We start from the raw sequence: 23,110 nt of genomic DNA, 5'->3' as shown, positions 1-23,110 counted from the left end.
CCGTGCCGCGGCGCTGCGGCCGCCCGGATTGGCGCTGCCGCTCGCTCAAGGCGGCGGCACCTTGTCCAGCAGCGCTGCGACCAGACGATCGCCGTCCCAGCCCTCGGCCGTGGCTTCGTAGCTGGGCAGCACGCGATGGCGCAACACGTCCGGCGCGACGGCGCGCACGTCGTCGGGGGTCACGAAATCGCGTCCCGCCAGCCAGGCACGTGCGCGCGCGCAGCGCTCCAGCGCGATCGAGCCGCGCGGACTCGCGCCCCAGGCAATGCGCCGCGCCAGTGCCGGGTCGTAGCCGCTGGCGTCGCGCGAGGCCAGCACCAGTTCGATCAGGTAGCGCTCCAGCGGCGGCGCCATGTGCAGCGACAGCACTGCACGGCGCGCGGCGAACACGTCGTCCAGTGGCATCCGCGGCGGCGGCGCTTCGCCGTGGTCCAGGGTTTCGCGTGCGCGCTCGCGCGCCAGGCGCAGGATCTCGGCCTCGGCGGCGGCCTCCGGATAGCCGATCCGCACATGCATCAGGAACCGGTCCAGCTGCGCTTCCGGCAGCGGGAACGTGCCTTCCTGCTCGATCGGGTTCTGCGTCGCCATCACCAGGAACAGCTTCGGCAGCGCATAGGTATGCCGGCCGACGGTGACCTGGCGCTCGCCCATGGCTTCCAGCAACGCCGACTGCACCTTGGCCGGCGCGCGGTTGATCTCGTCGGCGAGCAGAATCGGATGGAAGATCGGCCCGGGCAGGAACTCGAAGCGGCTTTCCTGCGGACGCCATACCTCGGTCCCGGTCAGGTCGGCCGGCAACAGGTCCGGGGTGAACTGGACACGGGCGAAATCCGCTTCCAGCCGCGCGGCCAGCGCGCGGATCGCGGTGGTCTTGGCCAAGCCAGGCGCGCCTTCGACCAGCAGGTGGCCATCGGCGAGCAGCGCGATCAGCAAGCGCTCCACCAACGCGGACTGGCCGACGATGGTTTCGGACAGGCCGTCGCGCAGGGCAAGGAACGCCGCGTGCAGGCGCTGCTGCTCGGGCGCGGCGGGAGTGGGATCGAAGCTGGAGGGCGTGGTGTTCATGTGCCGAGTTTGACCCATCGGCGGTGAAATGGTTCTGCGTCCAGCGCAACAATCGGCCGCAAATTCAGATTTGCCTCATCCGCCGGCACAAACGACGACGGGAGAAGCAGATGCTTCTCCCGTCTCGATACCGCCGCGATGCTGGCCTGTGCGCCGTCGTTCGGCAAGGCCGGCGCGTCAGCCGGCGGCAGGCGCGCGCTTGGCCACGCGCATCACCTTCGGGGTCACGAAGATCAGCAGCTCGGCCTTGCTCTTGCTGCGGCCGCGCTTCTTGAACAGATTGCCCAGGAACGGGATATCGCCCAGGAACGGCACCTTGGAAATGCTGTTGCGGTCGCTGAACTCGTACACGCCGCCGATCACCACGGTCTGGCCGTCGTCCACCAGCACTGCGGTATTGATCTCGCGGCGGTTGATTTCCGGGACCGTGCCGTAGTTATCCAGCACCACGAAGCGCTCGACCTCGTCCTTCTTCACGTTCATGTTCAGGAAGACGCGATTGTCGTCGGTGATGGTCGGGGTGACCTTCAGTTCCAACAGCACTTCCTTGAACTGCACGTTCGGCGTCGCCGCAGTCCCGCCGGTACCGCCGGTGATGGTGACGTAGCCGATTTCCTTACCTTGCTTGATCACCGCTTCGCGCTGGTTGGAAGTGACGATGCGAGGGTTGGAGATGACTTCGCCACGGCCCTCTTCCTGCAGCGCCGACAGCTCCAGATCCAAGTTGAAGTTGGATCCGAGCAGCGTATAGGCCAGGCTCGGCAAGGTCGTCGCACTGGTGAGGCTGGGACCGCTCAGATCGACGTTGAGCCCGCGCGTGGCCGCGCTGCCGCCGCCCGCCGCCCCGCTGCCGACGGTAGCGGTGTTGTCGCCGTAGGTATGGGTGCCGCCGATGCCGAACTTGGCGCCCAGATCGCGGGCGAAGGTATCGGTCGCGATGACGATGCGGCCCTCGATCAGCACCTGGTCGACCGGACGGTCGATGACATTGATCAGCTCGCGCATCTGCGCGATCTTCTTCGGAATGTCGCTGATCATCAGCGTGTTGGTGCGCTCGTCGGCGACGATGCGCCCGCGCGGCGACAGGAAGCCGTTGTCGGTCTGGCCGCTACCGCCGCCGCCACCGCCTCCGCCACCGGAGCCGCCGCCGATCCCCTTGGCCTCGGTCAGCGCTTTGAAGATCGTGCTGGCGCTGTGGTAGTTGATCTGGATGTAGTCGGTGCTCAGGTCCTCGCGGTTCTCGATCGCGATCCGCGCGTCTTCCTTGTCCTGCTCGAACTTGGCCAGCTCCTGCTGCGGCGCGACCCAGACCACGGCGCCGTCGCGGCGCTTGTCCAGGCCCTTGGCGCGCAGCACGATGTCCAGCGCCTGGTCCCACGGCACGTTGACCAGGCGCAGAGTGACGCTGCCCTGCACGGTGTCGGAGGCGACGATGTTGAGGTTGGATTCCTCGGCGATCAGCTGCAGCACGGTGCGCACCGGCACGTCCTGGAAGTTGAACGTCACCGGGCGGCCGCTATAGCCGCGCGCGGCGACCTGCGCCGCCGCCTGGCTGACCGTGGCCGCGCTGACCGCGCCCACCGCCGGCGCCGAGGTCCGCGGCGAAATCTCCACCACATATTCGTTCCCGGACTGGTAGGCCATCGACTCGAACGCGCCATTGGTGCTCAGCACCAGCTGCGCGCCGCCGGCGTACGGCTTGGCGTCGATGCGCTGTACCGGAGTGGCGAAATCGGTGACGTTGAGCGGATGCTGCAACTCCGCCGGCAACGCGGCGTTGCCGACATCGACCACCACGGTGTTGCCCTGGGTGCGCAAGTCGGGACTGGCGCCGGCGCCGCTGAAGTGCAGGATCAGCCGCCCCGCATCGCCGTCGCCGCGCTTGAAGTCGATCTTCGACACCGTGAGCTTGGCCGGTGCCTGCGCTGTCGCCTGCGCCGGACCCGCCGCAGGCGTCGCCGCCAGCGCCGCGCCCATCGCGGCCGAACTCCCCAGCAGCGCCGCCAACCCCAATGCGCGTAGCCGCACCGTCGCGTGGCGCCGGATGGGACGCAGGCTCAGGGCTTTGGAAAAAGTCATCGTGCTATCCCCATAATCAATCATTGATCGTCCAGCGCCACGGCAGCCGGACGTTCCAGCCAACCGCCAGCGCCATCCGGCACCAGTTCAATCAAATCGATGCGATCCTCGTGCACCCCGGTCACGCGGCCATCGCTCTGCCCCATGTAGATGCCGGGACGGACCCGATACGTCACCTTGTCCGGCGCCATCACCAGCGCCACCAGGCCCGCCCCGTTGCCCAGCGTGCCGACCATCTTCAGGCCGTCCAGCGGGAACTGCTCCAGCGGCTCCTTGCGCCGGTTCGGATCCGGACGCAGCCCGTTGTTGCCGTCCGGACTCGTCCAGGCGTCGCTGAACGGATCGCGCAGGCCCTGCGCCGCATATTCGAAGGTCTCGAACTGCTGCATCACCGGCAGCGGCTCCAGCGGCTGCGCTGGCCGCGCGCGCACTTCCTTGACCCAGTTCTCCAGGTTCGACGTTTCGCCCGGGCCATTGGTCACGCTACGGCCGCAACCGCCGAGCAGCGCCACCAGCGCCAGCCCCGCCAAGCACTTGAATGCCCTGGTCCGCCGCTTCATGCGCCACCGCCTTGCTTGGAACCCTTCTTCGCCGCAGCCGCCGCCTTTTCCTGATCCGCCATCTCCTTGTCGTCCAGGTAGCGGTAGGTCTTGACCGTGCCGGACAGCTCCAGCTCACCGCGCGCGGTGATGCCGACCTTCTTGTCCTTGGGCTTGAGATTGATGTCGTGCATGGTCAGGATCACCACCCGCGGCAGCGACGCCACGCCGCTGACGAAGGCGCCGAACTGGTGATAGCTGCCGACCATGCGCAGCGCGATCGGCTTCTCCGCGTAAAACTCCTTCGGCGACTCCGGGCCCGGCTGGAACAGTTCGTTGGCCAGGCCGCTGGACAACGCTGTCTGCGAGATGTCGATGATCAGGTCCGGCATTTCGGTCTTGCTCGGCAGCTGCCGCAGCATCTGTTGCAGCACCTGCTCCATCTGCGCCAGCTGCTGCCTCAGCGGCTCGAGATTGACCGCACGGCTCTGCTCCTTCTCGAACGAAGCGCGCAGTTCGGTTTCCTTCTGCTCCAACGTTCCCAGCTCGTCGCGCTTGTCGCTGAGCAGCAGGAACCAGGACAGGATCAGGATGAACAGCGTGACCAGCACGCAGAAGCCGATCTTGGCCTGCTGCGGCCAGTTGCCGAGATTGTTGAAGTCCAGGTCTTTTACGTTGAATTTCTTGCTCATGACGCCGGTCCCTGTTGCGCTGGCGTGGCGGCTGGCGGCGCCGGCGCGGCGGCCGGCGGCGTCGCGGGTGCGGTCGGTGCAGACGGTGCGGCAGGCGCGGGAACGGCAGCGGGTGCCGGCGCGGCGGCGCCCGGAGCCGGAGCTGCGGCAGGCGCGCCTGGCGCCGGCGCGGCAGCGTCAGGCATGGCGTCCGCGGCATCGCCCGGTACCGGCAGCTTGACCTTGAGGGTGAACACGTACGGCAAGGCCTTGGCGTCGACGATCGGCCCCTTGACCTCCTTCTCCTGCGCCTTGGCTTCGATCACCGACAGCTCCGGATTGGTCATCCAGCCCGAGCCCTCGAGGTTGCGCATGTAGGCGCTGACTCGTGCATTGGATTGCGAGCGCCCTTCCAGGGTCAGGATGTCGCCTTCCTGCTTGACCGCGGTCAGCACCACGCCGTCGGGGATCGTGCGCACCAGCGAATCGAACAGGTGCACCATCTGCGAGCGCTTGGCCTGCAGTTCCTCGATGACCCGCTTGCGCGCCAGCAGGCGCCGCTTCTGCTCGTCGAGCTTGTCGATTTCCTTGTTCTGCGCCTTGACCTTGTCGATCTCGGTCTGCAGGTAGGCATTGCGCTCGTTCTGCCCGGTGATCTGGCGGTCGTAGTAGAACCAGATCAGCAGCGCCAGCAGCACGCCGGCCAGCGCGGCGAAGCCCAGCATCGCGTAGAACTCGCGCTCGCGCTGCTTGCGCCGCTCCGCCCGCCAGGGCAGCAGATTGATTTTTGCCATCAGTCGAAGCTCCTCAGAGCCAGGCCGGTGGCGATCATCAGCGCCGGTGCGTCCTGGGCCAGCGCGTGCGCCTGGACCTTCGGCCCCAGGGTCATCTGCGCCAGCGGGTTGGCGACCACGGTCGCCACTCCCAATTGTTCCTCGACCATCTCCGGCAGCCCGGCCAGCGCCGCGCAACCGCCGGCCAGCACGATATGGTCGACCCGATTGAATTCGCTGCCGGCGTAGAAGAACTGCAGCAGGCGGCTGATCTGCTGCACCGTGGCTTCCTTGAACGGCTCCAGCACCTCGATTTCGTAGCTTTCCGGCAGCCCGCCCTGGCGCTTGGCCATGCCGGCTTCCTCGTAGGTCAGGCCGTAGCGGCGCATCACTTCGTCGGTCAGCTGCTTGCCGCCGAACACCTGTTCGCGGCTGTACAGGCTGCGTCCGCCACGCAGCACGTTGAGCGTGGTCATGGTGGCGCCGATGTCGACCAGGGCGACGACGCCGTCGGCCGCCACCGGCAGCTCGCTGGCGACCAATGCGAACGCGTTCTCGACCGCGAAGGCCTCCACGTCCATGACCTTGGCGACCAGGCCGCCGAGCTCCAGCGCCGACTGGCGCAGCTCGACGTTCTCCGAGCGCGACGCGGCCAGCAGCACCTGCACCATTTCCGGATTGTTGGGGATGATCCCCAGCACCTCGAAATCCAGGTTCACTTCGTCGATCGGGTACGGGATGTAGTTGACCGCCTCCAGCTCGACCTGCGCTTCCAACTCGTTCTCGTCGAGCTCGGCCGGCATCGGGATCAGCTTGGTGATCACCGCCGAGCCGGCCACCGCCGCGGCGGCATGCTTGGCGCGGGTGCCGGAACGGGTCACGGCGCGGCGGATCGCCTCGCCCACGGCCTCGACCTCGACGATGTTCTTCTCGACCACGGCGTTGGGCGGCAAGGGTTCCACGGCGTAGTGCTCTACGCGGAACCGGTTGCCGCTACGGGACAGCTGCAACAGCTTGACCGCGGTCGAACTGATGTCGATACCGATCAGCGGTTGCTGACTCTTTGGAATAAGCCCCACGGATTTTCCCCTGCCGACGGGCACTTGGACGGCAATGCTGCGCCCACGCATTAATAACAAATTTTTTGCAAATGGCAACCGCCGCAGACATGTCGCGACCTACGTCACAACGTATCCCATGGCAGCAAACCGGTCGCATCCCCGGAATCGGCCCCAGCCTTTCCCCGGCGTACTCTATACTCTGCGCCCAAGAAATCTGCAATCGGAATCTCTCTCGATGCCCCGTTTTCGTCGTTGGCTGCGCTGGGCGCTGGTCACGTTCGTCGTCCTCGCCCTGATCGGAGCAGCCGCCGCCGGCGGGCTGTATTACGTCGTTTCCTCCAAGCTTCCCGACGTGCAGACGCTGCGTCAGGTGGAGCTGCAGGAGCCCATGTACGTCTATGCCAGCGATGGCAAGCTGATGGCCCTGTTCGGCGAGACGCGGCGCTATCCGATCACCATGAAGGACGTGCCGGAACGGCTGAAGCAGGCGTTCCTGGCCACCGAGGACGCCCGTTTCTACCAGCACGGCGGGGTCGACTACAAAGGCATCGCCCGCGCGGTGTGGCTGCTGGCCACCACCAGCGACAAGCGCGTGCCGGGCGGCTCGACCATCACCCAGCAGGTCGCCCGCCAGTTCTTCCTGAGCTCCGAATACAGCTATACCCGCAAGCTGGCCGAGATCCTGCTGGCGCGCAAGATCGAGGCCGAGCTGAGCAAGGACGAGATCTTCGAGCTGTACCTCAACAAGAGCTTCTTCGGCAACCGCGCCTACGGCGTCGCCGCCGCGGCCGAGTACTACTACGGCAAGAAGCTCAACGAACTGAGCCTGGACGAGATGGCCTCGCTGTCCAGCATTCCCAAGTTCCCGTCCAGCGGCAACCCGATCAGCAACCCCGAGCGCGCCAAGCAGCGCCGCGACAACTACGTGCTCAGCCGCATGGCCGCGCTGGGCTTCGTCACCCAGGCCGAGGCCGACGCGGCCAAGGCGGTGCCGATGCACGCGACCCCGCACGAGCGCCCGGTCGAGGTCGAGTCGCCCTACGTGGCCGAGCTGGTGCGCCAGGAAATGATCGCCCGCTTCGGCGGCGACGTGCTCGACAAGGGCTACCACGTCACCACCACCATCGACCCCGAGCTACAGGCCGCGGCCAACCACGCGGTGCGCCAGGGCCTGGTGATCTACGACCGCCGCCATGGCTGGAATGGCGTGGAGAAGCATTTCGACGTCGCCGCCGATGCCGACGCGGCCGCGCTGGCCAGCCACCTGGCCGGGATCAATGCGCAGGGCGGGATGCTGCCGAGCATCGTCGCCGCCACCGGCAGCGACGGCAGTGCCAGCGTGGTGCTGGCCAACAAGACCGAACTGGTGTTGCCGGTCGCCTCCAGCCGCTGGACCGGGCGCAGCCCCGCCACCCTGCTCAAGCGCGGCGACCTGGTGCGGATCCAGGCCGGCGACAAGCCGGGCGAGTGGGAAGTCACCCAGCTGCCGCGCGGGCAGTCGGCGCTGGTCTCGCTGGACGCCAACAACGGCGCGCTGCGCGCCCTGGTCGGCGGCTTCAGCTATGCCGGCAACAAGTTCAACCGCGCCACCCAGGCGCGGCGCCAGCCGGGTTCCAGCTTCAAGCCGTTCCTGTATGCGGCCGCGTTCGAGAAGGGCTTCAATCCGGCCTCGATCGTGCTCGATGCGCCGGTGGTGTTCCGCGACCGCCGCGGCAAGACCTGGTCGCCGCAGAACGACGGCGGCGGCTTCCGCGGCCCGATGCGCCTGCGCGAGGCGCTGGTGCAGTCGCGCAACCTGGTCTCGGTGCGCCTGCTCGACAGCATCGGCGTGGACTTCGCGCGCAAATACATCAGCCAGTTCGGCTTCCAGGAGGCCGAGCTGCCGCCCAACCTGTCGATGTCGCTGGGTACCGCCTCGCTGACCCCGCTGTCGGTGGCGCGCGGCTATGCGGTGTTCGCCAATGGCGGCTCGCGGGTGGACACCTGGATCATCGACAAGGTCACCGACCGCGACGGCAACGTGCTGTTCCAGGAGCATCCGCCCACCGCCTGCCGCAGCTGCGGCAGCGTCGGCGGTGTCGCCACTCCGGCCAGCCAGGTCGTCGACGGCTTCAACTTCGGCAGTGCGGCGCCGCCGCCGGCACCCAAGCCTGCGGCCACCGCCGCAGCGACCCCGGCCGAGACTGCGCCGGCGACCGACCCCGAAGCCAAGGTGGCGCCGCGCGCGATCGACGAGCGCACCGCCTATCAGTTGGTCTCGATGATGCGCGACGTGGTCCAGCGCGGTACCGGCACGCCGGCCAAGGTGCTGGGGCGTGCGGACATCGGCGGCAAGACCGGCTCCACCAACGACCACCGCGACGCCTGGTTCTCCGGCTTCGGCGGCCCGTACGTGACCACCGTGTGGGTCGGCCGCGACGATTTCCGTTCGCTCGGCTACCGCGAGTACGGCGGCAAGGCGGCGCTGCCGATCTGGATCGAATACATGCGCGTGGCGCTGAAGGACAAGCCGATCGCCAGCAACGACCCGCCGGCCGGCATGGTCCAGGCCACGCTAAACGGCGCCACCGAATGGGTCAAGGTCGAGGACATGGATCGCATCCAGGAGTTCGACTACGGCCTGCAGGACCAGAAGACCGACGACGCGGCGTTCGATATTTTCTGATCGACGTTCGGGACTCGGGACCGGGGACTCGGGAACGCGGCGGGTCCCGGTGCCGAGGCGGCGATGGCTGGCGGAATCGCCACGAGGCGATGCCGCGTCGCAGAGGCCGGCCGAGCGGACTGCAGCGGCTGTCCGGCGCGTCGATCGCGCTGCATGCCGATGTCACCGCGCTGTTGTACAGTCGGGGCAGGCTTTGAGGGAGGCGGCCCATGCACCACGCTCGGCAACATGCCCAGACCCGCACGCACGAACGCCGCCGCCGGCTGGCCCACGAAGCCGCCCGGCTGATGGCCGAAGGCGGCATCCGCGACTTCCACCAGGCCAAGCTGAAGGCCGCCGAGCGGCTCGGCATCCACGACGACGCCTCGCTGCCGCGCAACCGCGAGATCGAGGATGCGCTGCGCGAGTACCAGCGCCTGTTCGCCGGACCCGACCACGCCGGCGGCCTGCGCCTGCGCCGCGAGGCCGCGTTGCGCGCGATGGACTTCCTGCATGGCTTCGCGCCGCGCCTGGTCGGCCCGGTGCACGACGGCACTGCCGATGGCAACAGCCCGGTGCAGTTGCACCTGCACAGCGACGACGCCGACGCGGTGGCGCGCTTCCTCGAAGAACACCGGATCCCGGCCGAATCGCGCACGCGCCGGCTGCGCCTGGACCGCGAACGCAGCGAGGACTTCCCGGTTTGGCTGTTCGCCGCCGAAGAGCTGACCTTCGACCTGACCGTGCTGCCCTACGACGCGCTGCGCCAGGCGCCGCTGTCGCAGGTCGACGAGAAGCCGATGCGGCGCGCCTCGGAAAGCCAGTTGCGGCAGCTGCTGACCGAGCAGGACATCGCCGACTACCAGCAGCGCCGCTGAGCGCCCGCGCGCCGCGCCGTCGCACCGATTCCTTTCCGCCAACGGACCCCGTTGCATGCCCGCCATTCCGCCCGACGCCATCGTCGTCTCGCGCAACAGTCTCGCCAGCGACGACGCGTACGCGCCGATCCAGTCCAACATCAGCTTCATCAACGCCCAGCTCGACCAGTGGCTGCGTCCGCACGAGATCGCCGCCGATGCGATGTGCAGCTACTACGTCGACTTCTACGTGGCGCAGGTGGAAAACGGCGGCTTCGCCCAGTTCGTCTACAACTGCAACGCCGATCCGCTGGTACTGGACCAGGTCGGACGCGGCCTGCAGGCGATGCAGGCGCCGCGGCATGCAGCGCTGTACGCGGCCAGCCGCGCGCTGCTCGAACAGATGGACGAGGACACGCTGCAGGCATTCATGGACGGCGAGTACTTCGGCGACAACCCCGCGCGTGACGCGCTCGACCGGCATGGCGATGCGTTCTTCGCGCTGGCCGAAGAGGAAGACCTGATCGCCCTGAATTCGGCCTGGCTGCGCGCGCATCCGCGGTTGGTGGCGCTGTCGATCGAGCAGATGCAGGCCGAGGTCGAGCGCCGTGGCGCCGCCCTGCCCGATCGCCTCGAACGCATCGCCGCAGCGCTGCAAAACGAGCCGCGCTACATGAAACTGATCCGCCGCCTGTGCGCCGACAGCGGGCACACGCTGGACCGCATCACCGCCGGCGACCCCAGCCACCAACACAACGGCAGCCAGGTGCTGGCCTGGCATTTCCTGACCGACCGCGGCCACTTCTACCTGCTCGACCTCGACGGCATCGCGCGCATGCACGACGCCGACAGCCATGCGCTGGTGGCGCAGATCGAAGTGCCGGCCGAGCATTAGCGGGCTTCTCGGCAATGAATTCGAATTCCGAATCCGGCCAGCGTCGCGGCGCGGCTGCGGAAAAGCGTCGGGACTGAAGTCCCTCCCACAGTGCATCCAGTGAGTTGGCCGCGAGTCTCTGTAGGAGCGGCTTCAGCCGCGACGAACGAAGCGGCAGACCTTCCGGCTGCAGATACTGTCGGGACTGAAACCCTTCCCACATGAAAAGCGCTTCAGCGCGGTGAATGCATACATGTTTGTGGGAGCGACTCGGGGCGGCCTAAGATCATCAGCCGCGACGCGAGGCCTCCGGAAAGGCAGCCGCCCTGTGGTCAGCCCATAAAAAACGCCCCGCAAAGCGGGGCGTTCGATTGCGACAGAACAGCGGCAGCGCACTCAGCGCTGGCCGTCGGCCTTGTAGTCGCGCTTGTCGTAGCCGGTGTAGATCTGGCGCGGACGGCCGATCTTCATTTCCGGATCGACCTGCTGTTCCAGCCAATGCGACACCCAACCCGCGGTGCGCGCGATGGCGAACATCACGGTGAACATCTCCACCGGAATGTTCAGCGCCTTGTAGATGATGCCCGAGTAGAAGTCGACGTTCGGGTACAGCTTGCGCTGCACGAAGTAGTCGTCCTTCAGCGCGGCCTCTTCCAGCTTCAGCGCCACTTCCAGCAGCGGATCGTTGACGCCCAGTTCGCCCAGCACCTTGTGGGTCATCTCGCGGATGATCTTGGCGCGCGGATCGAAGTTCTTGTAGACGCGGTGGCCGAAGCCCATCAGGCGGAAGCTCGAGTTCTTGTCCTTGGCCTTGGCCACGGCGCTCTCGACGTTGTCGGCGGTGCCGATCTCTTCCAGCATCTTCAGCACGGCTTCGTTGGCGCCGCCGTGCGCCGGGCCCCACAGCGCGGTGATGCCCGCGGCGACGGAAGCGTACGGATTGGCGCCGGTGGAACCGACCAGACGCACGGTCGAGGTCGAGGCGTTCTGCTCATGGTCGGCGTGCAGGATGAACAGCAGGTCCAGCGCCTTGGCCACGACCGGATTCATCTCCAGCTGCTCGCTCGGCACTTCGAACATCATGTGCAGGAAGCGGTCGACGTAGCCGAGGTTGTTGCGCGGGTAGCGGATCGGCCAGCCGATCGAATAGCGGTGCGCCGCGGCGGCGATCGTCGGCACCTTGGCGATCAGGCGGATCGCGGCCAGGCGCCGCTGTTCCGGATCGTTGAGGTCCAGCGTGTCGTGGTAGAACGCCGACAGCGAGGCCACGGTACCGGCCATCATCGCCATCGGGTGCGCGTCGTGGCGGAAGCCGCCGAGGAAGTTCTTCAGCGACTCATGCATCATCGTGTGATGCGTCACTTCGTGGTCGAAGGTCTTGAATTCGTCGGCGGTGGGCAGCTCGCCGTTCATCAGCAGGTAGGCCACTTCGAGGAAGTTGGACTTCTCGGCCAGCTGCTCGATCGGGTAGCCGCGGTACAGCAGCACGCCGTTGTCGCCGTCGATGTAGGTGATCGCCGACTTGCAGCTGGCGGTCGCGGTGAAGCCCGAGTCGTAGGTGAACAGACCGGTTTCTTTGGTCAACTTGGAAATGTCGACGCAATCGTTGCCCAAGGTGGGTTTGAGTACCGGCAGAACGACCGACTTGTCGCCGGCATTCAGCGTGACCTGATCAAGATCGGACACAGTGTGCGCTCCTCAGTGGAAGGCGCCTGTCCGTACTTTGCGAACAGACGCGTGAAGGAAGTCCACGGCAATTACCACGGATCGCGCCATTATCGCACAGCAACATTTGAGTAGTCGCTCGTACTGAAGTCGTAGAGCGAGGGTGCGACAGCGACACAGCGTTGCATCCTCGCCGTCGCCAGGACGGGAGAATCTACGCCGACATCACGGCCGGGAATCGATGCATCGGGGACGCCAAAAAAGAAAGCCGCGCAGGGCGCGGCCTTCTTCATCACTTCGACCGCTCGATCAGCGCGCGTAGCGCTTCTGGAACTTGTCGATGCGGCCGCTGGTGTCGATGACCTTGTGCTTGCCCGTATAGAACGGGTGCGAAGCCGAGGAAATTTCGACCTTGACCAGCGGATATTCTTCGCCGTCCTCCCACTTGACCTTGTCCTTCGAGGACATGGTCGAACGGGTCAGGATCTTGAAATCGGAGGTGACGTCGTGAAACACGACATTGTGGTACTTGGGATGGATGTCGGCCTTCATGGGCTCGCACCGTAGGGGGCTGCTGGACAAGAGGGAAACTATAGCAACTCACCCGGCCTGCACGCAAGAACAACTTGCGCCGAATTCACGTCCGCCGCCAAGGTGTCGACGCAGCGGCCCCGACCACGGCGGCCCGCGCCCGGGCCGCCGCCTGCCGGGCTCAGCCGGCGCCCACCGCCGCGCGCGCCAGCGCCTGGAAACGGGCCTGGTCGTAGCGGATCAGCATGGCCGCGTTGTCGGCCAGGCCCAGCTGGCGGTTCCAGTCGACCAGCGTGGCGCCGCGGCTGTGGACCCCGGCCAGTTCGACCTGCAGCGGCCGCGACTGCACCTCCAGCGCGCCCTCGGGCTGCAGCGCCCAGGCCATCGCCAGCGCATCGGCGGCATACCAGTGCTCGCCGCGCGAATCCTCCGACCACAGCCGGGTCTTGCGCGAGATCTCCTCGTAGAAGCGCGCCTTGTCGGCATCCGCGGCCAGCCACTGCTCGACCTCGCGGTGCGGCAGGCCATGCGCGACGGTGGCCTCCCAGTCGGCGACCTCGATGTGCGGGAACCCGGAAAACACGATGTGCGCCGCTTCCGGATCGAAGGCGATGTTGAACTCGGCGGCCGGGGTGATGTTGCCGTGGCAGGTGATCGCCCCGCCCATCACCACGAAACGGCGTACCCGCTGCGGCAAGGTCGGATCCAGCTTCAGCGCCAGCGCGATGTTGGTCAGCGGACCGAGCGCGACCAGCAGCAGCGCGCCGGCGTACTGGTGCGACAGGCGCAGGATCGCCAGCGCCGCATGCTCGGACTCGGCGCCGCGCGCCGCCGGCGCCAGGCCGACATCGCCGAAACCGTCCAGGCCGTGCACGTGGGCGGCGTCCACCGCCGGATGCAGCAGCGGATCGGCGCAGCCGGCGAACACCGGCACGTCCTCGCGCCCAGCCACTTCGCACAGCTTCAGCGCATTGCGCACGGTGTGCTGCAGGCCGACGTTGCCGGCGGCAATGGTCAGGCCGACCACGGCGTGGCGCTCGTCGGCGAAGGCCATCAGCAGGGCCAGGGCATCGTCCACGCCGGGATCGGTGTCGATCAACAGGGGAATCTTGTCGCTCATGCGTGATTCTTCGTCAGTCCGTTCGGCCGCCGAGTCTGGCACCGCGGCGCGGCCGTGGAAAGCCGGGCTTCCACGGCTCTGGCGCATCCCCAATCCCCAATCCCCAATCCCGAATCCCGAATCCCAGCCGTGGCGCCAGCCACGACTAAGCTCCCGCGAACCGCGCCGCGCCGCCGACCCAGCGCGCGACGATGCCATCGGCCAGCCCCGGCGATTCGGCCAGCAGCCGTTCGGCCAGCGCATGCACCCGCGGCAGCAGGCCGGCGTCGCGCGCCAGGTCGGCGACGCGGAACGCGGCCAGGCCGGTCTGGCGGGTGCCGAGCAACTCGCCGGGGCCGCGCAGTTCCAGGTCCTTCTCGGCGATGACGAAGCCGTCGTTGGTCTGGCGCATGGTCTGCAGCCGCTGCCGCGCCATCGCCGACAACGGCGCCTGGTACATCAGCACGCAGCTCGACGCGGCCGCGCCGCGCCCGACCCGGCCGCGCAGCTGGTGCAGCTGCGCCAGGCCCAGGCGCTCGGCGTTCTCGATGATCATCAGCGAGGCATTGGGCACGTCCACGCCGACCTCGATGACCGTGGTGGCGACCAGCAGGTCGATCTCGCCCTGCTTGAACGCGCGCATCGCCGCCTGCTTCTCGGCGCCCTTCATGCGCCCGTGCACCAGGCCCACCTTCAGTTCCGGCAGTTGCGCCGACAAGGCGTCGTAGGTGGCCTGCGCGGCGCTGGCATCGATGCGGTTGCCCGCGCCGCCGCCCTGCCCCTGCGCCGGCTTGTCGCTGTCCTCGGCTTCGTCGATCAAGGTGCACACCCAGTACGCCTGGCGGCCTTCGGCGCAGGCCACGCGGATGCGCTGCACCAGCTCCGGGCGGCGCTCGGCACTGAGCACGATGGTCTGCACCGGGGTGCGCCCGGGCGGCAACTCGTCGATCGCCGACACGTCCAGGTCCGCGTACGCGGCCATCGCCAGCGTGCGCGGGATCGGGGTGGCGGTCATCACCAACTGGTGCGGCACGCCCGCACCGGTGGCGCCCTTGTCGCGCAGCGCCAGGCGCTGGTGCACGCCGAAACGGTGCTGCTCGTCGACGATGGCCAGGGCCAGGTCGTGGAACGCCACGGCCGCCTGCATCAGCGCGTGCGTGCCGACCACCACCTGCGCCTCGCCCGAGGCGATCTGCGCCAGCACCGCGGCGCGCGCCTTGCCGGTGACCTTGCCGGCCAGCCAGGCGACGCGGATGCCCAGCGGCTCCAGCCAAGCACGCAGGTTCGCCAGGTGCTGCTCGGCGAGCAATTCGGTCGGCGCCGCCAGCGCAGCCTGCTTGCCCTTGTCCACCGCCAGCATCGCCGCCAGCGCCGCGACCACGGTCTTGCCGCTGCCGACGTCGCCCTGCACCAGGCGCAGCATCGGCGAGGGTTTTTCCAGGTCGGCGCGGATCTGCGCGAACACCCGCTGCTGCGCGCCGGTGAGCTGGAACGGCAACGACTGCTGCAGGCGCTTGGCCAGCAGGCCGCGCCCGCGCAACGACGGCGAACGCTGCCGCTGCAGCGCGATGCGCTGGCGGCGCAGGCTCAGATGGTGGGCAAGCAATTCTTCCAGCGCCAGCCGCTGCTGCGCCGGATGCAGGCCGGCGGCGAGCGCGCCCAGATCGGCCTGCGGCGGCGGCCGGTGCGCGATCAGCAGCGCGCTGCGCAGCGACGGCAGCCCCAGTTCGGCCAGCATCGCGGCCGGCAGCAGCTCCAGCGACGCTTCGTCGGGCAGCCGGTCCAGCGCCTGCCCGATCAGCTTGCGCAGCGTCGCCGGGCCGATGCCTTCGACCGCCGGATACACCGGGTCCAGGCTGTCGTCCAGACCTGCGAGGTCATCGCCAGCGAGGATCTGGTAACTCGGATGCACGATCTCCAGGCCGTGCTGGCCCGGCTTGGGCGTGCCGAACGCGCGCAGCCGCGCGCCGACCGCGAACTGCGCCACCTGCGCGGCGCGGAACTGGAAGAAGCGCAGCACCAGGGTGGCGCGCGAGTCGTCGGCCACCGCCACGCGCAGCATCGGCCGGTAGCGGAAACCGCGATCCACCGCCTCCACCCGTACTTCGACCTGCGCCGGCACGCCCGGCTGCAGCGCCGCCACCGGGGTTAGCCGGGTGCGGTCCTCATAGCGCAGCGGCAGGTGCAGCCACAGGTCCTGCAGGGTCAGCAGGCCGCGCGCGGCGAACTTCTCGGCGACCTTCGGGCCGACGCCCGGCAGCGCCGACAACGGCGCCTCGCCTGCCGCCGACAGCGCCGGCGCCGGAACCTGCACGCGCGGCACGGGCGATGGTCAGTCGAGCACCATCACCGCATCGACCTCGAAGCCGACGCCTTTCGGCAGGCCGGACACTTCGATGGTGGAACGCGCGGGGAACGGCGCCTGGAAATAGTCCTGCATCACCGCATTGACCTGGGCGAACTGCGACAGGTCGGTCAGGTACAGGCCCAGCCGCACGATCCGGTCGAGCGAACCGCCGGCCGCCTCGGCCACCGCCTTGAGGTTGTCGAAGGCGCGGCGTGCCTGCGCGCCGACATCGCCCGGCACGACCTCACCGGTGGCCGGATCCAGCGGGATCTGCCCGGAGAAATACACCGTGTTGCCGGCGCGCACCGCCTGCGAATACGGGCCGATCGCGGCCGGCGCCTGCTCGGTGTGGATGATCTGGCGGGACATGGCTGCTCCAACGGAAAAGGGAATGGGTATTTTACTCGGGACTCGGGACTCGGGACTCGGGACTCGGGACTCGGGACTCGGGACTCGGGACGGCAGGATGCTGCCCCGGGGCAAATCGCTGTCAAGCGGCTTGATGCAAAAAGGCGCTTTTTGCGCGCTGCGGCGCAACCGCCTCCTGTAGGAGGGGCTTCAGCCCCGACGCTTTATCGGCAAGGCGTCGGGGCTGAAGCCCCTCCTACAAAAGCGCAGCTGGCGCGCACTTGCGAATCCCCAATCCCGAATCCCCAATCCCGGCCCACCCCTACTGGCGCCGCACACTCTGCACCGCCGTCAGCCGCCGCAACCGGCGCATCACTTCGGCCAGGTGGTTGCGGTCGCGCACCTGGATATTGAAGCGCAGCACCGCGGCGTTGAAGTCGCGGTCCAGGTAGTCCACGCGCTCGATGTTGGACTGGCTCTGCGCGATCGCCGCGGCCAGCTGCGCCAGCACGCCGGTGCGGTTCTCCACGTCCACCACCAATGCGGTGTCGTAGTCGCCGATGACGCTGGTGTCCCAGCCGATCGGCACCCAGCGCTCCGGCGACTTGCGCAGTTCGGCCAGGTTCGGGCAATCCAGCCGGTGCACGACGATGCCCTTGCCGGCGGTGTGGTAACCCATGATCTCGTCGCCGGGAATCGGCTGGCAGCAGTTGGCGAAGCTGACCACGCCGCGCTCGGTGCCGTTGATCAGGATCTTTTCCTGCGAATGCTTGGACAGGCCGCCGCCGCGCAGTTCCGCATAGGCCATCAGCGCCTGCGCGGCCTGGTTCGGCATCCAGTTGCCCAGCGCGATGTCGGCCAGCAGCGCCTCCAGGCGCGGATAGCGGTGCTCGCTGAGGAACGAGTCCAGACGCCCCTTCGGCAGCCGCTCCAGCGCGCTGTCCATCGCCTCCAGCGCGCGGTCGAGCATGCGGTGGCCGAGCTGCACCGCGTCCTCGTGCTCGAGTTGCTTGAGCTGATGGCGGATCGCGGTGCGCGCCTTGCTGCTGACCACGAACTCCAGCCACTGCGGCTTGGGCGTGGCCGAACGCGCGGTGATCACTTCCACGGTCTGCCCGCTGACCAGCTTGGTGCGCAGCGGCACCAGCTTCTTGTCCACCCGCGACGCCACCGCGCGGTTGCCGACGTCGGTATGCACCGCATAGGCGAAATCCAGCGCGGTGGAATTGCGCGGCAGCGCCAGGATCTTGCCCTTCGGGGTGAACAGGTAGACCTCGTCCGGGAACAGGTCGACCTTGACGTTGTCGAGGAATTCCAGCGACGAACCGGCGGCGCGCTGCGATTCGATCAATTCGACGATCCACGCATGCGCGCGGCTCTGCGCGCTGTTGGGCGAATCGCCGCCGAACTTGTAGGTCCAGTGCGCGGCCACGCCGCGCTCGGCGATCAGGTCCATTTCCTCGGTGCGGATCTGCACTTCGATCGGCGAGCCGTAGGGGCCGAACAGCACCGTGTGCAGCGACTGGTAGCCGTTGGCCTTGGGAATGGCGATGAAGTCGCGGAAGCGCGCGTCCAGCGGCTTGAACGTGGCGTGCACCGCGCCCAGCGCGTGGTAGCAGTCCGGCACCCCGCGCACCACCAGGCGGAAGCCGAACACGTCCATCACCTGGTCGAAGGATTTGTTCTCGTCGCGCATCTTGTTGTAGATGCTCCACGGGGTCTTGATCCGGCTGACCAGGCGGTGCTCCAGCCCCTCCTTGGCCAGCCGCTGCGACAGCTGCACCTCCACCTGCGCCATCGACTCGCGGCGCACCACCGGCTGGCTGCGGATGTGCTTTTCGATGATCGCGTGGCGCCACGGATGCAGCGCGCGGAAGCCGAGGTTCTGCAGCTCGGACTTCATCAGGCTCATGCCCAGGCGCTGCGCGATCGGCGCGTAGATCTCCAGCGTCTCGCGGGCGATGCGGCTGCGCGCCTCGGCGCTCTGCGCGCCGAGCGTGCGCATGTTGTGCAGGCGGTCGGCGAGCTTGATCATGATCACGCGCAGGTCGCGCGACATCGCCAGCAGCATCTTGCGGAAGCTCTCGGCCGCCGCTTCCTGGCGGTCGCGGAACTTCAGCTTGTCCAGCTTGGTGACGCCATCGACCAGTTCGGCCACCGCCTCGCCGAATTCGGCGGCCAGTTCGGCGCGGGTCAGTGGCGTGTCTTCGATGGTGTCGTGCAGGATCGCCGCGATCAGCGCCTCCACGTCCAGGCCGAGCTCGGCCAGCACCCCGGCCACCGCCACCGGATGGGTGATGTAGGGCTCGCCCGACTTGCGGGTCTGCCCGGCATGCGCGGCCGCGCCCACTTCCCACGCGCGCCGCAGCAGCGGGATCTGCTCGGCCGGCAGATAGCTGGCGCTGCGTTCGAGTTGCAGAACGTAGTCGGGGATCGCCTCGTTGGCCGGCGATGGCGCGGCGGTGGCGACCTGGGCAGAAGGGCCTGGGTTCATGCGCGAAGACTATGCCAGCGGCGCGAGGACGGCAAACCCGCAAAACGAAACAGCCCGCGGATGCGGGCTGTTCGGCAGACGTTCCGAGCGCGGTGACGCGGTCAGTCGTCGTTCTTGGACATGTCTTCGTCGGCGACGACCTCGGCCGCGGCCCACTCCAGCGCTTCGCGCTCGGCACGCTCGCGCTCGGACTTCTCGACTTCGTCGATCAGCGCGTTGTCGATCTTGCGCGCGGCGATCTCGCGCAGCGCCAGCACCGTCGGCTTGTCGGCCGATTCGGTGTTGTCGAGGGTGGCCTGCACGCCGTTGGCGAGCTGGCGGGCGCGCTTGGACGCCATCATGACCAGTTCGAAACGGTTGTTAACGACTTCCAGGCAATCTTCTACGGTGATGCGGGCCATGCGGGCTCCCGGCGGGCCGGTGACGGCCACGCGCTCGAATGAGGGAAAGGGCGGCGATTGTAGGGCGCGGGCCGGCTGAAATCAACCCGCTGTCATTCAGTTTCCTTTGGAATCAGCCAGTTGCCTGATCCTGGTCGAGCAGCGCCGCGATCAGATCGGCATGCCGCTGCTGTTGCGGCAGGCGCCGCAGGCGGCTGGCGACGAAGATCGCGCACATCTCGCCCACCGCGGTGTCGAAGTCCTCGTTGACGATCACGTAGTCGAAGTCGGCGTAGTGCGACATCTCCTCGCGCGCCGCGGCCAGCCGCTGCGCGATCACCGCCTCGCTGTCCTGGCCGCGCTTGCGCATGCGCTGCTCCAGCGCCGCCCGCGACGGCGGCAGGATGAACACGCTGACCGCGTCGGGCACCTTGGCCCGCACCTGGCGCGCGCCCTGCCAGTCGATCTCCAGCAGCACGTCGTGGCCGGCGGCCAGCTGCGGCTCCACCGATTGCCGCGCGGTGCCCTTCCAGTCGCCGTGGACGCGGGCGTACTCGAAGAAGTCGCCGGCATCGATCATGCCCTGGAACTCGTCGGCGGACACGAAGTGATAGTGCTCGGCATGGCGCTCGCCCGGCCGCGGCGCGCGCGAGGTGAACGAGATCGACAGCGCGATCTGCGGATCGCGCGCCAACGTGGCGTTGACGATGCTGCTCTTGCCGGCGCCGGAAGGCGCCGCAACGATATAGAGAGTGCCGCGCATAGGATCAGGGAGTCGGGATTGGGGAATCGGGATTCGCGAACAGGGCCGCGGGCCAGCACCCACGGGGACAATATGCTACCCGGTATTGAGCGCGCCCCGGCCGACGCCGGATCCGCTGTGCCAATCCCCAATCCCGAATCCCCAATCCGGCTACTCCAGGTTCTGCACCTGCTCGCGGATCTGGTCGATCAGCACCTTCAGCTCCACCGCCGCGTTGGAGGTGCGGCTGTCCACCGACTTGGAGCCCAGGGTGTTGGCCTCGCGATTGAATTCCTGCATCAGGAAATCCAGGCGCCGGCCGGCCGGCTCGGGCTGGCGCAGCACGCGGCGGATCTCCTTGATGTGGCTGTCGAGCCGGTCCAGTTCCTCGTCCACATCGAGTTTCTGCAGCCACAGCACCAGTTCCTGCTCGGCACGGCCCGGATCGACCGGATGCGGCAGGTCGGCCAGGCGCGCGGCCAGCTTGGTCCGCTGGCCCTCGCGGATGGCCGGAATCAGCTGCTTCACCTCGGCGGCGACGCGCTCGACCGCATCGACCCGCTCGACGATGGCCGCGGCCAGCTTGCCGCCCTCGCGCTCGCGCGCGGCGACGAACTCGGCCACCACCTCGTCCAGCAGCTCCAGCGCCTGCGCCTGCAGCGCGGCCGGGTCGACCGCCTGCCCCTGCAGCACGCCGGGCAGCTGCAGCAGGTCTGCGAACTGCACCTGCAGCTGCGGGAAGCGCGCGCCGAGCCGTTGCGCGAGCACCGCCAGCTGTTCGACCAGCGGCTCGTTCACCGCCAGCGACTGCGCGGCGTCGGGCGCGCGCAGGCGCAGCATCAGGTCCAGCTTGCCGCGGCTGACGCGGGCGGCCAGGCGCTCGCGCAACTGCGGCTCCAGCGCGCGCAGCTCTTCCGGCAGGCGCACGCCCACTTCCAGGAAACGGTGGTTGACCGAGCGCAGTTCGCAGCCCAGCGTGCCCCAGGGAGTGATGCGCTCGGCGCCGGCGAAGGCGGTCATGCTGCGGATCATGTGCTGTTCCGGTGCGTGCAAAGCGCGAATGGTAACCTAGCGCCTCTCAGCTCCCACGGCCCGGCCCGCTGCCGCGCCCGGCCCTCACGACACCTCCGGATCGATCCCCATGTCCTTTTCCCGTCCCAGTGGCCGCACGGCCGATCAACTGCGCCCGGTGCGCATCGAACGCGCCTTCACCCGTCACGCCGAAGGCTCGGTGCTGGTCAGCTTCGGCGACACCCGCGTGCTGTGCACCGCCAGCGTGGAGAACCGGGTCCCGGGCTTCCTGCGCGGCAAGGGCGAAGGCTGGGTCACCGCCGAATACGGCATGCTGCCGCGCGCCACCCATTCGCGTTCCGACCGCGAGGCCGCGCGCGGCAAGCAGGGCGGGCGCACGCTGGAAATCCAGCGCCTGATCGGGCGCGCGCTGCGCGCCTGCGTGGACCGCAATGCACTGGGCGAGCGCACCATCACGCTGGACTGCGACGTGCTGCAGGCCGACGGCGGCACCCGCACCGCGGCCATCACCGGCGCCTACGTGGCGCTGATGGACGCGGTGAACTGGCTGCAGAAGCGCGGCGACCTGAAGAAGCCGGTGGTGCTCGGCGCGGTCGCCGCGGTCTCGGTCGGCGTCTACCGCGGCACGCCGGTGCTGGATCTGGACTACGCCGAGGACAGCGACTGCGACACCGACATGAACGTGGTGATGAACGACGGTGGCGGCTTCATCGAAATCCAGGGCACCGCCGAAGGCCACGCGTTCCGCCGCGACGAACTGGATGCGCTGCTGGCATTGGCCGAAACCGGCATCGGCCAACTGCTTGCCGCCCAGCGCGAGGCGCTGGCGCGGTGAAGCGGCGGATCGCGCTGACCACGCTGGTCGTGGCCGACTACGACGCGGCGATCGCCTGGTACACCGGCAAGCTCGGTTTCGCCCTGCTGCAGGACGTGGCGCTCGGCGACGGTAAGCGCTGGGTGGTGGTCGGCCCGGGCGGCAGCGACGATGCCGCGCTGCTGCTGGCCGAACCCGGCGACGACGCGCAGCGCGCGCGGATCGGCGACCAGACCGGCGGGCGCGTGGACCACTTCCTGTACACCGACGATTTCGCCCGCGACCACGCCGCGATGCTGGCGCAGGGCGTGGAGTTCCTCGAATCCCCGCGCGCGGAACCCTATGGCACGGTCGCGGTGTTCCGCGACCTGTACGGCACCAAGTGGGACCTGCTGGAACCCAAGCAATGAAGACCCTGGTCCTGGCCAGCAGCAATGCCGGCAAGCTCGAAGAACTGCATGCGCTGCTCGACGGCGCCGGCATCGACCTGGTCGCGCAGTCCACGCTCGGCGTGCGCGATGCCGACGAGACCGGCCTGACCTTCGTCGAGAACGCGCTGCTGAAGGCGCGCCACGCGGCCCAGGTCACCGGCCTGCCAGCGCTGGCCGACGACTCGGGCATCTGCGTGGACGCGCTGCGCGGCGCGCCCGGGCTGTACTCGGCGCGCTATGCCGGCGAACACGGCAATGCCGCGGCCAACATCGACAAGCTGCTGCACGCACTGCGCGATGTCCCCGACGCGCAGCGCACCGCGCATTTCTATTGCGTGCTGGTGCTGCTGCGGCATGCCGAAGACCCGCAACCGCTGCTGGTGGAAGGCCGCTGGCGCGGGCGCATCCTGCATGCGCGCGCCGGCGACGGCGGCCATGGCTACGATCCGGTGTTCTTCGATCCGGACCACGGCCAGAGCGCGGCGCAGATGCCGCTGGCGCTGAAGAACCGGATCAGCCACCGCGGCCAGGCGCTGGCGCTGCTGAAGCAGCGGCTGGCGTCGCTGTAGCGGCCGCTGCGCTGGCGCAGCCGGTCGCTTTCAAGACGCAGTCCCCGCCACAGCGGCGCGCATACGCCGCCGCGCCAGCCCACCGCCCTACACTG

21 protein-coding genes are annotated in these 23,110 nt (G+C 68.3%); 6 read left to right on the top strand and 15 right to left on the bottom strand.

The features are described from left to right. Window positions 1-45 precede the first annotated feature (45 nt). From HEP75_RS04770 to HEP75_RS04745, 6 genes are all read right to left on the bottom strand, one after another. Window positions 46-1,065 carry a MoxR family ATPase gene (locus tag HEP75_RS04770; RefSeq protein WP_185822347.1) on the bottom strand — a complete coding sequence of 340 codons (1,020 nt, stop codon included), beginning with the start codon at window positions 1,063-1,065 and terminating at the stop codon, window positions 46-48. A gap of 177 nt (window positions 1,066-1,242) precedes the next feature. After that, complete coding sequence (locus tag HEP75_RS04765; RefSeq protein WP_185825622.1) at window positions 1,243-3,144, bottom strand: type IV pilus secretin PilQ family protein; 1,902 nt, start codon at window positions 3,142-3,144, stop codon at window positions 1,243-1,245. A gap of 20 nt (window positions 3,145-3,164) precedes the next feature. Then, window positions 3,165-3,704: a pilus assembly protein PilP gene (locus HEP75_RS04760; RefSeq protein WP_185815400.1), complete on the bottom strand. Its 540-nt coding sequence runs from the start codon at window positions 3,702-3,704 to the stop codon at window positions 3,165-3,167. Continuing rightward, window positions 3,701-4,375, bottom strand: coding sequence for a type 4a pilus biogenesis protein PilO (locus HEP75_RS04755; protein ID WP_185815399.1), 675 nt, complete (start codon window positions 4,373-4,375; stop codon window positions 3,701-3,703). The genes HEP75_RS04760 and HEP75_RS04755 overlap by 4 nt, the downstream gene beginning before the upstream one ends. Further along, window positions 4,372-5,148 (bottom strand): PilN domain-containing protein, encoded by a 777-nt coding sequence (locus tag HEP75_RS04750; protein ID WP_185825621.1) that lies wholly within the window; start codon window positions 5,146-5,148, stop codon window positions 4,372-4,374. The genes HEP75_RS04755 and HEP75_RS04750 overlap by 4 nt, the downstream gene beginning before the upstream one ends. Further along, entirely contained in the window at window positions 5,148-6,206 is a 1,059-nt protein-coding gene (locus HEP75_RS04745; protein ID WP_343203498.1) for a pilus assembly protein PilM, read from the bottom strand. The genes HEP75_RS04750 and HEP75_RS04745 overlap by 1 nt, the downstream gene beginning before the upstream one ends. Window positions 6,207-6,423: 217 nt before the next feature. On the opposite strand from HEP75_RS04745, the gene HEP75_RS04740 reads away from it, so the two are divergent. From HEP75_RS04740 to HEP75_RS04730, 3 genes are all read left to right on the top strand, one after another. Continuing rightward, window positions 6,424-8,853 (top strand): penicillin-binding protein 1A, encoded by a 2,430-nt coding sequence (locus HEP75_RS04740; RefSeq protein WP_185825620.1) that lies wholly within the window; start codon window positions 6,424-6,426, stop codon window positions 8,851-8,853. A gap of 209 nt (window positions 8,854-9,062) precedes the next feature. Beyond that, window positions 9,063-9,710: a hypothetical protein gene (locus tag HEP75_RS04735; protein WP_185815395.1), complete on the top strand. Its 648-nt coding sequence runs from the start codon at window positions 9,063-9,065 to the stop codon at window positions 9,708-9,710. A 55-nt stretch (window positions 9,711-9,765) separates the two neighbouring features. Then, window positions 9,766-10,584, top strand: coding sequence for a DUF4375 domain-containing protein (locus HEP75_RS04730; protein WP_185825619.1), 819 nt, complete (start codon window positions 9,766-9,768; stop codon window positions 10,582-10,584). A gap of 375 nt (window positions 10,585-10,959) precedes the next feature. Here HEP75_RS04730 and HEP75_RS04725 read toward each other — a convergent pair whose 3' ends face one another. The 9 genes from HEP75_RS04725 to HEP75_RS04685 all read right to left on the bottom strand — a co-directional run bounded on the left by HEP75_RS04725 (window position 10,960) and on the right by HEP75_RS04685 (window position 21,201). After that, complete coding sequence (locus HEP75_RS04725; RefSeq protein WP_185815393.1) at window positions 10,960-12,249, bottom strand: citrate synthase; 1,290 nt, start codon at window positions 12,247-12,249, stop codon at window positions 10,960-10,962. A 288-nt stretch (window positions 12,250-12,537) separates the two neighbouring features. Further along, window positions 12,538-12,780: a type B 50S ribosomal protein L31 gene (locus tag HEP75_RS04720; protein WP_046977672.1), complete on the bottom strand. Its 243-nt coding sequence runs from the start codon at window positions 12,778-12,780 to the stop codon at window positions 12,538-12,540. A 160-nt stretch (window positions 12,781-12,940) separates the two neighbouring features. Further along, the gene (locus HEP75_RS04715) at window positions 12,941-13,879 is read right to left on the bottom strand and encodes a nucleoside hydrolase (protein WP_185822341.1); all 939 of its coding nucleotides are present in this window, start codon (window positions 13,877-13,879) and stop codon (window positions 12,941-12,943) included. A 145-nt stretch (window positions 13,880-14,024) separates the two neighbouring features. Next, window positions 14,025-16,181 carry an ATP-dependent DNA helicase RecG gene (recG, locus tag HEP75_RS04710; protein ID WP_185825618.1) on the bottom strand — a complete coding sequence of 719 codons (2,157 nt, stop codon included), beginning with the start codon at window positions 16,179-16,181 and terminating at the stop codon, window positions 14,025-14,027. 9 nt (window positions 16,182-16,190) lie between these two features. Beyond that, a complete protein-coding gene (locus HEP75_RS04705) occupies window positions 16,191-16,574 on the bottom strand; it encodes a RidA family protein (protein ID WP_185825617.1) in 384 nt (127 codons plus the stop codon). A gap of 301 nt (window positions 16,575-16,875) precedes the next feature. Beyond that, window positions 16,876-19,047 (bottom strand): bifunctional (p)ppGpp synthetase/guanosine-3',5'-bis(diphosphate) 3'-pyrophosphohydrolase, encoded by a 2,172-nt coding sequence (locus tag HEP75_RS04700; RefSeq protein ID WP_179566931.1) that lies wholly within the window; start codon window positions 19,045-19,047, stop codon window positions 16,876-16,878. Window positions 19,048-19,148: 101 nt separating this feature from the next. After that, window positions 19,149-19,448, bottom strand: coding sequence for a DNA-directed RNA polymerase subunit omega (rpoZ, locus tag HEP75_RS04695; RefSeq protein WP_003470812.1), 300 nt, complete (start codon window positions 19,446-19,448; stop codon window positions 19,149-19,151). A gap of 112 nt (window positions 19,449-19,560) precedes the next feature. Further along, entirely contained in the window at window positions 19,561-20,190 is a 630-nt protein-coding gene (gene gmk, locus HEP75_RS04690; RefSeq protein WP_185815388.1) for a guanylate kinase, read from the bottom strand. A 150-nt stretch (window positions 20,191-20,340) separates the two neighbouring features. Continuing rightward, entirely contained in the window at window positions 20,341-21,201 is an 861-nt protein-coding gene (locus HEP75_RS04685; RefSeq protein WP_185822339.1) for a YicC/YloC family endoribonuclease, read from the bottom strand. Window positions 21,202-21,310: 109 nt separating this feature from the next. Between HEP75_RS04685 and rph the strand changes: the two genes are divergently transcribed. Genes rph through rdgB form a run of 3 tightly spaced genes read left to right on the top strand, consistent with a single transcriptional unit; the run spans window position 21,311 to window position 23,015 of the window. Further along, complete coding sequence (gene rph, locus HEP75_RS04680) at window positions 21,311-22,036, top strand: ribonuclease PH (protein WP_046981340.1); 726 nt, start codon at window positions 21,311-21,313, stop codon at window positions 22,034-22,036. Continuing rightward, window positions 22,033-22,425 carry a VOC family protein gene (locus HEP75_RS04675; RefSeq protein ID WP_185825616.1) on the top strand — a complete coding sequence of 131 codons (393 nt, stop codon included), beginning with the start codon at window positions 22,033-22,035 and terminating at the stop codon, window positions 22,423-22,425. The genes rph and HEP75_RS04675 overlap by 4 nt, the downstream gene beginning before the upstream one ends. After that, the gene (rdgB, locus tag HEP75_RS04670; protein WP_185822338.1) at window positions 22,422-23,015 is read left to right on the top strand and encodes an RdgB/HAM1 family non-canonical purine NTP pyrophosphatase; all 594 of its coding nucleotides are present in this window, start codon (window positions 22,422-22,424) and stop codon (window positions 23,013-23,015) included. The genes HEP75_RS04675 and rdgB overlap by 4 nt, the downstream gene beginning before the upstream one ends. The last annotated feature ends 95 nt before the right edge of the window (window positions 23,016-23,110 follow it).

The sequence above is a fragment of the Xanthomonas sp. SI genome, assembly GCF_014236855.1.
Lineage (GTDB): Bacteria > Pseudomonadota > Gammaproteobacteria > Xanthomonadales > Xanthomonadaceae > Xanthomonas_A.
Note: the sequence above shows the minus strand (reverse complement) of the source record. Positions and strands in the feature narration are given on the sequence as shown.

Bases quoted from the DNA above. Each gene is read 5' to 3' on its own strand.
- HEP75_RS04715 (WP_185822341.1), bottom strand. From the start codon at position 13,879: ATGAGCGACAAGATTCCCCTGTTGATCGACACCGATCCCGGCGTGGAC.
- HEP75_RS04735 (WP_185815395.1), top strand. From the start codon at position 9,063: ATGCACCACGCTCGGCAACATGCCCAGACCCGCACGCACGAACGCCGC.
- HEP75_RS04700 (WP_179566931.1), bottom strand. From the start codon at position 19,047: ATGAACCCAGGCCCTTCTGCCCAGGTCGCCACCGCCGCGCCATCGCCG.
- rpoZ (WP_003470812.1), bottom strand. From the start codon at position 19,448: ATGGCCCGCATCACCGTAGAAGATTGCCTGGAAGTCGTTAACAACCGT.
- rph (WP_046981340.1), top strand. From the start codon at position 21,311: ATGTCCTTTTCCCGTCCCAGTGGCCGCACGGCCGATCAACTGCGCCCG.
- rdgB (WP_185822338.1), top strand. From the start codon at position 22,422: ATGAAGACCCTGGTCCTGGCCAGCAGCAATGCCGGCAAGCTCGAAGAA.
- HEP75_RS04770 (WP_185822347.1), bottom strand. From the start codon at position 1,065: ATGAACACCACGCCCTCCAGCTTCGATCCCACTCCCGCCGCGCCCGAG.
- HEP75_RS04750 (WP_185825621.1), bottom strand. From the start codon at position 5,148: ATGGCAAAAATCAATCTGCTGCCCTGGCGGGCGGAGCGGCGCAAGCAG.
- HEP75_RS04705 (WP_185825617.1), bottom strand. From the start codon at position 16,574: ATGTCCCGCCAGATCATCCACACCGAGCAGGCGCCGGCCGCGATCGGC.
- HEP75_RS04740 (WP_185825620.1), top strand. From the start codon at position 6,424: ATGCCCCGTTTTCGTCGTTGGCTGCGCTGGGCGCTGGTCACGTTCGTC.
- HEP75_RS04720 (WP_046977672.1), bottom strand. From the start codon at position 12,780: ATGAAGGCCGACATCCATCCCAAGTACCACAATGTCGTGTTTCACGAC.
- gmk (WP_185815388.1), bottom strand. From the start codon at position 20,190: ATGCGCGGCACTCTCTATATCGTTGCGGCGCCTTCCGGCGCCGGCAAG.
- HEP75_RS04730 (WP_185825619.1), top strand. From the start codon at position 9,766: ATGCCCGCCATTCCGCCCGACGCCATCGTCGTCTCGCGCAACAGTCTC.
- HEP75_RS04760 (WP_185815400.1), bottom strand. From the start codon at position 3,704: ATGAAGCGGCGGACCAGGGCATTCAAGTGCTTGGCGGGGCTGGCGCTG.
- HEP75_RS04755 (WP_185815399.1), bottom strand. From the start codon at position 4,375: ATGAGCAAGAAATTCAACGTAAAAGACCTGGACTTCAACAATCTCGGC.
- HEP75_RS04765 (WP_185825622.1), bottom strand. From the start codon at position 3,144: ATGACTTTTTCCAAAGCCCTGAGCCTGCGTCCCATCCGGCGCCACGCG.
- HEP75_RS04685 (WP_185822339.1), bottom strand. From the start codon at position 21,201: ATGATCCGCAGCATGACCGCCTTCGCCGGCGCCGAGCGCATCACTCCC.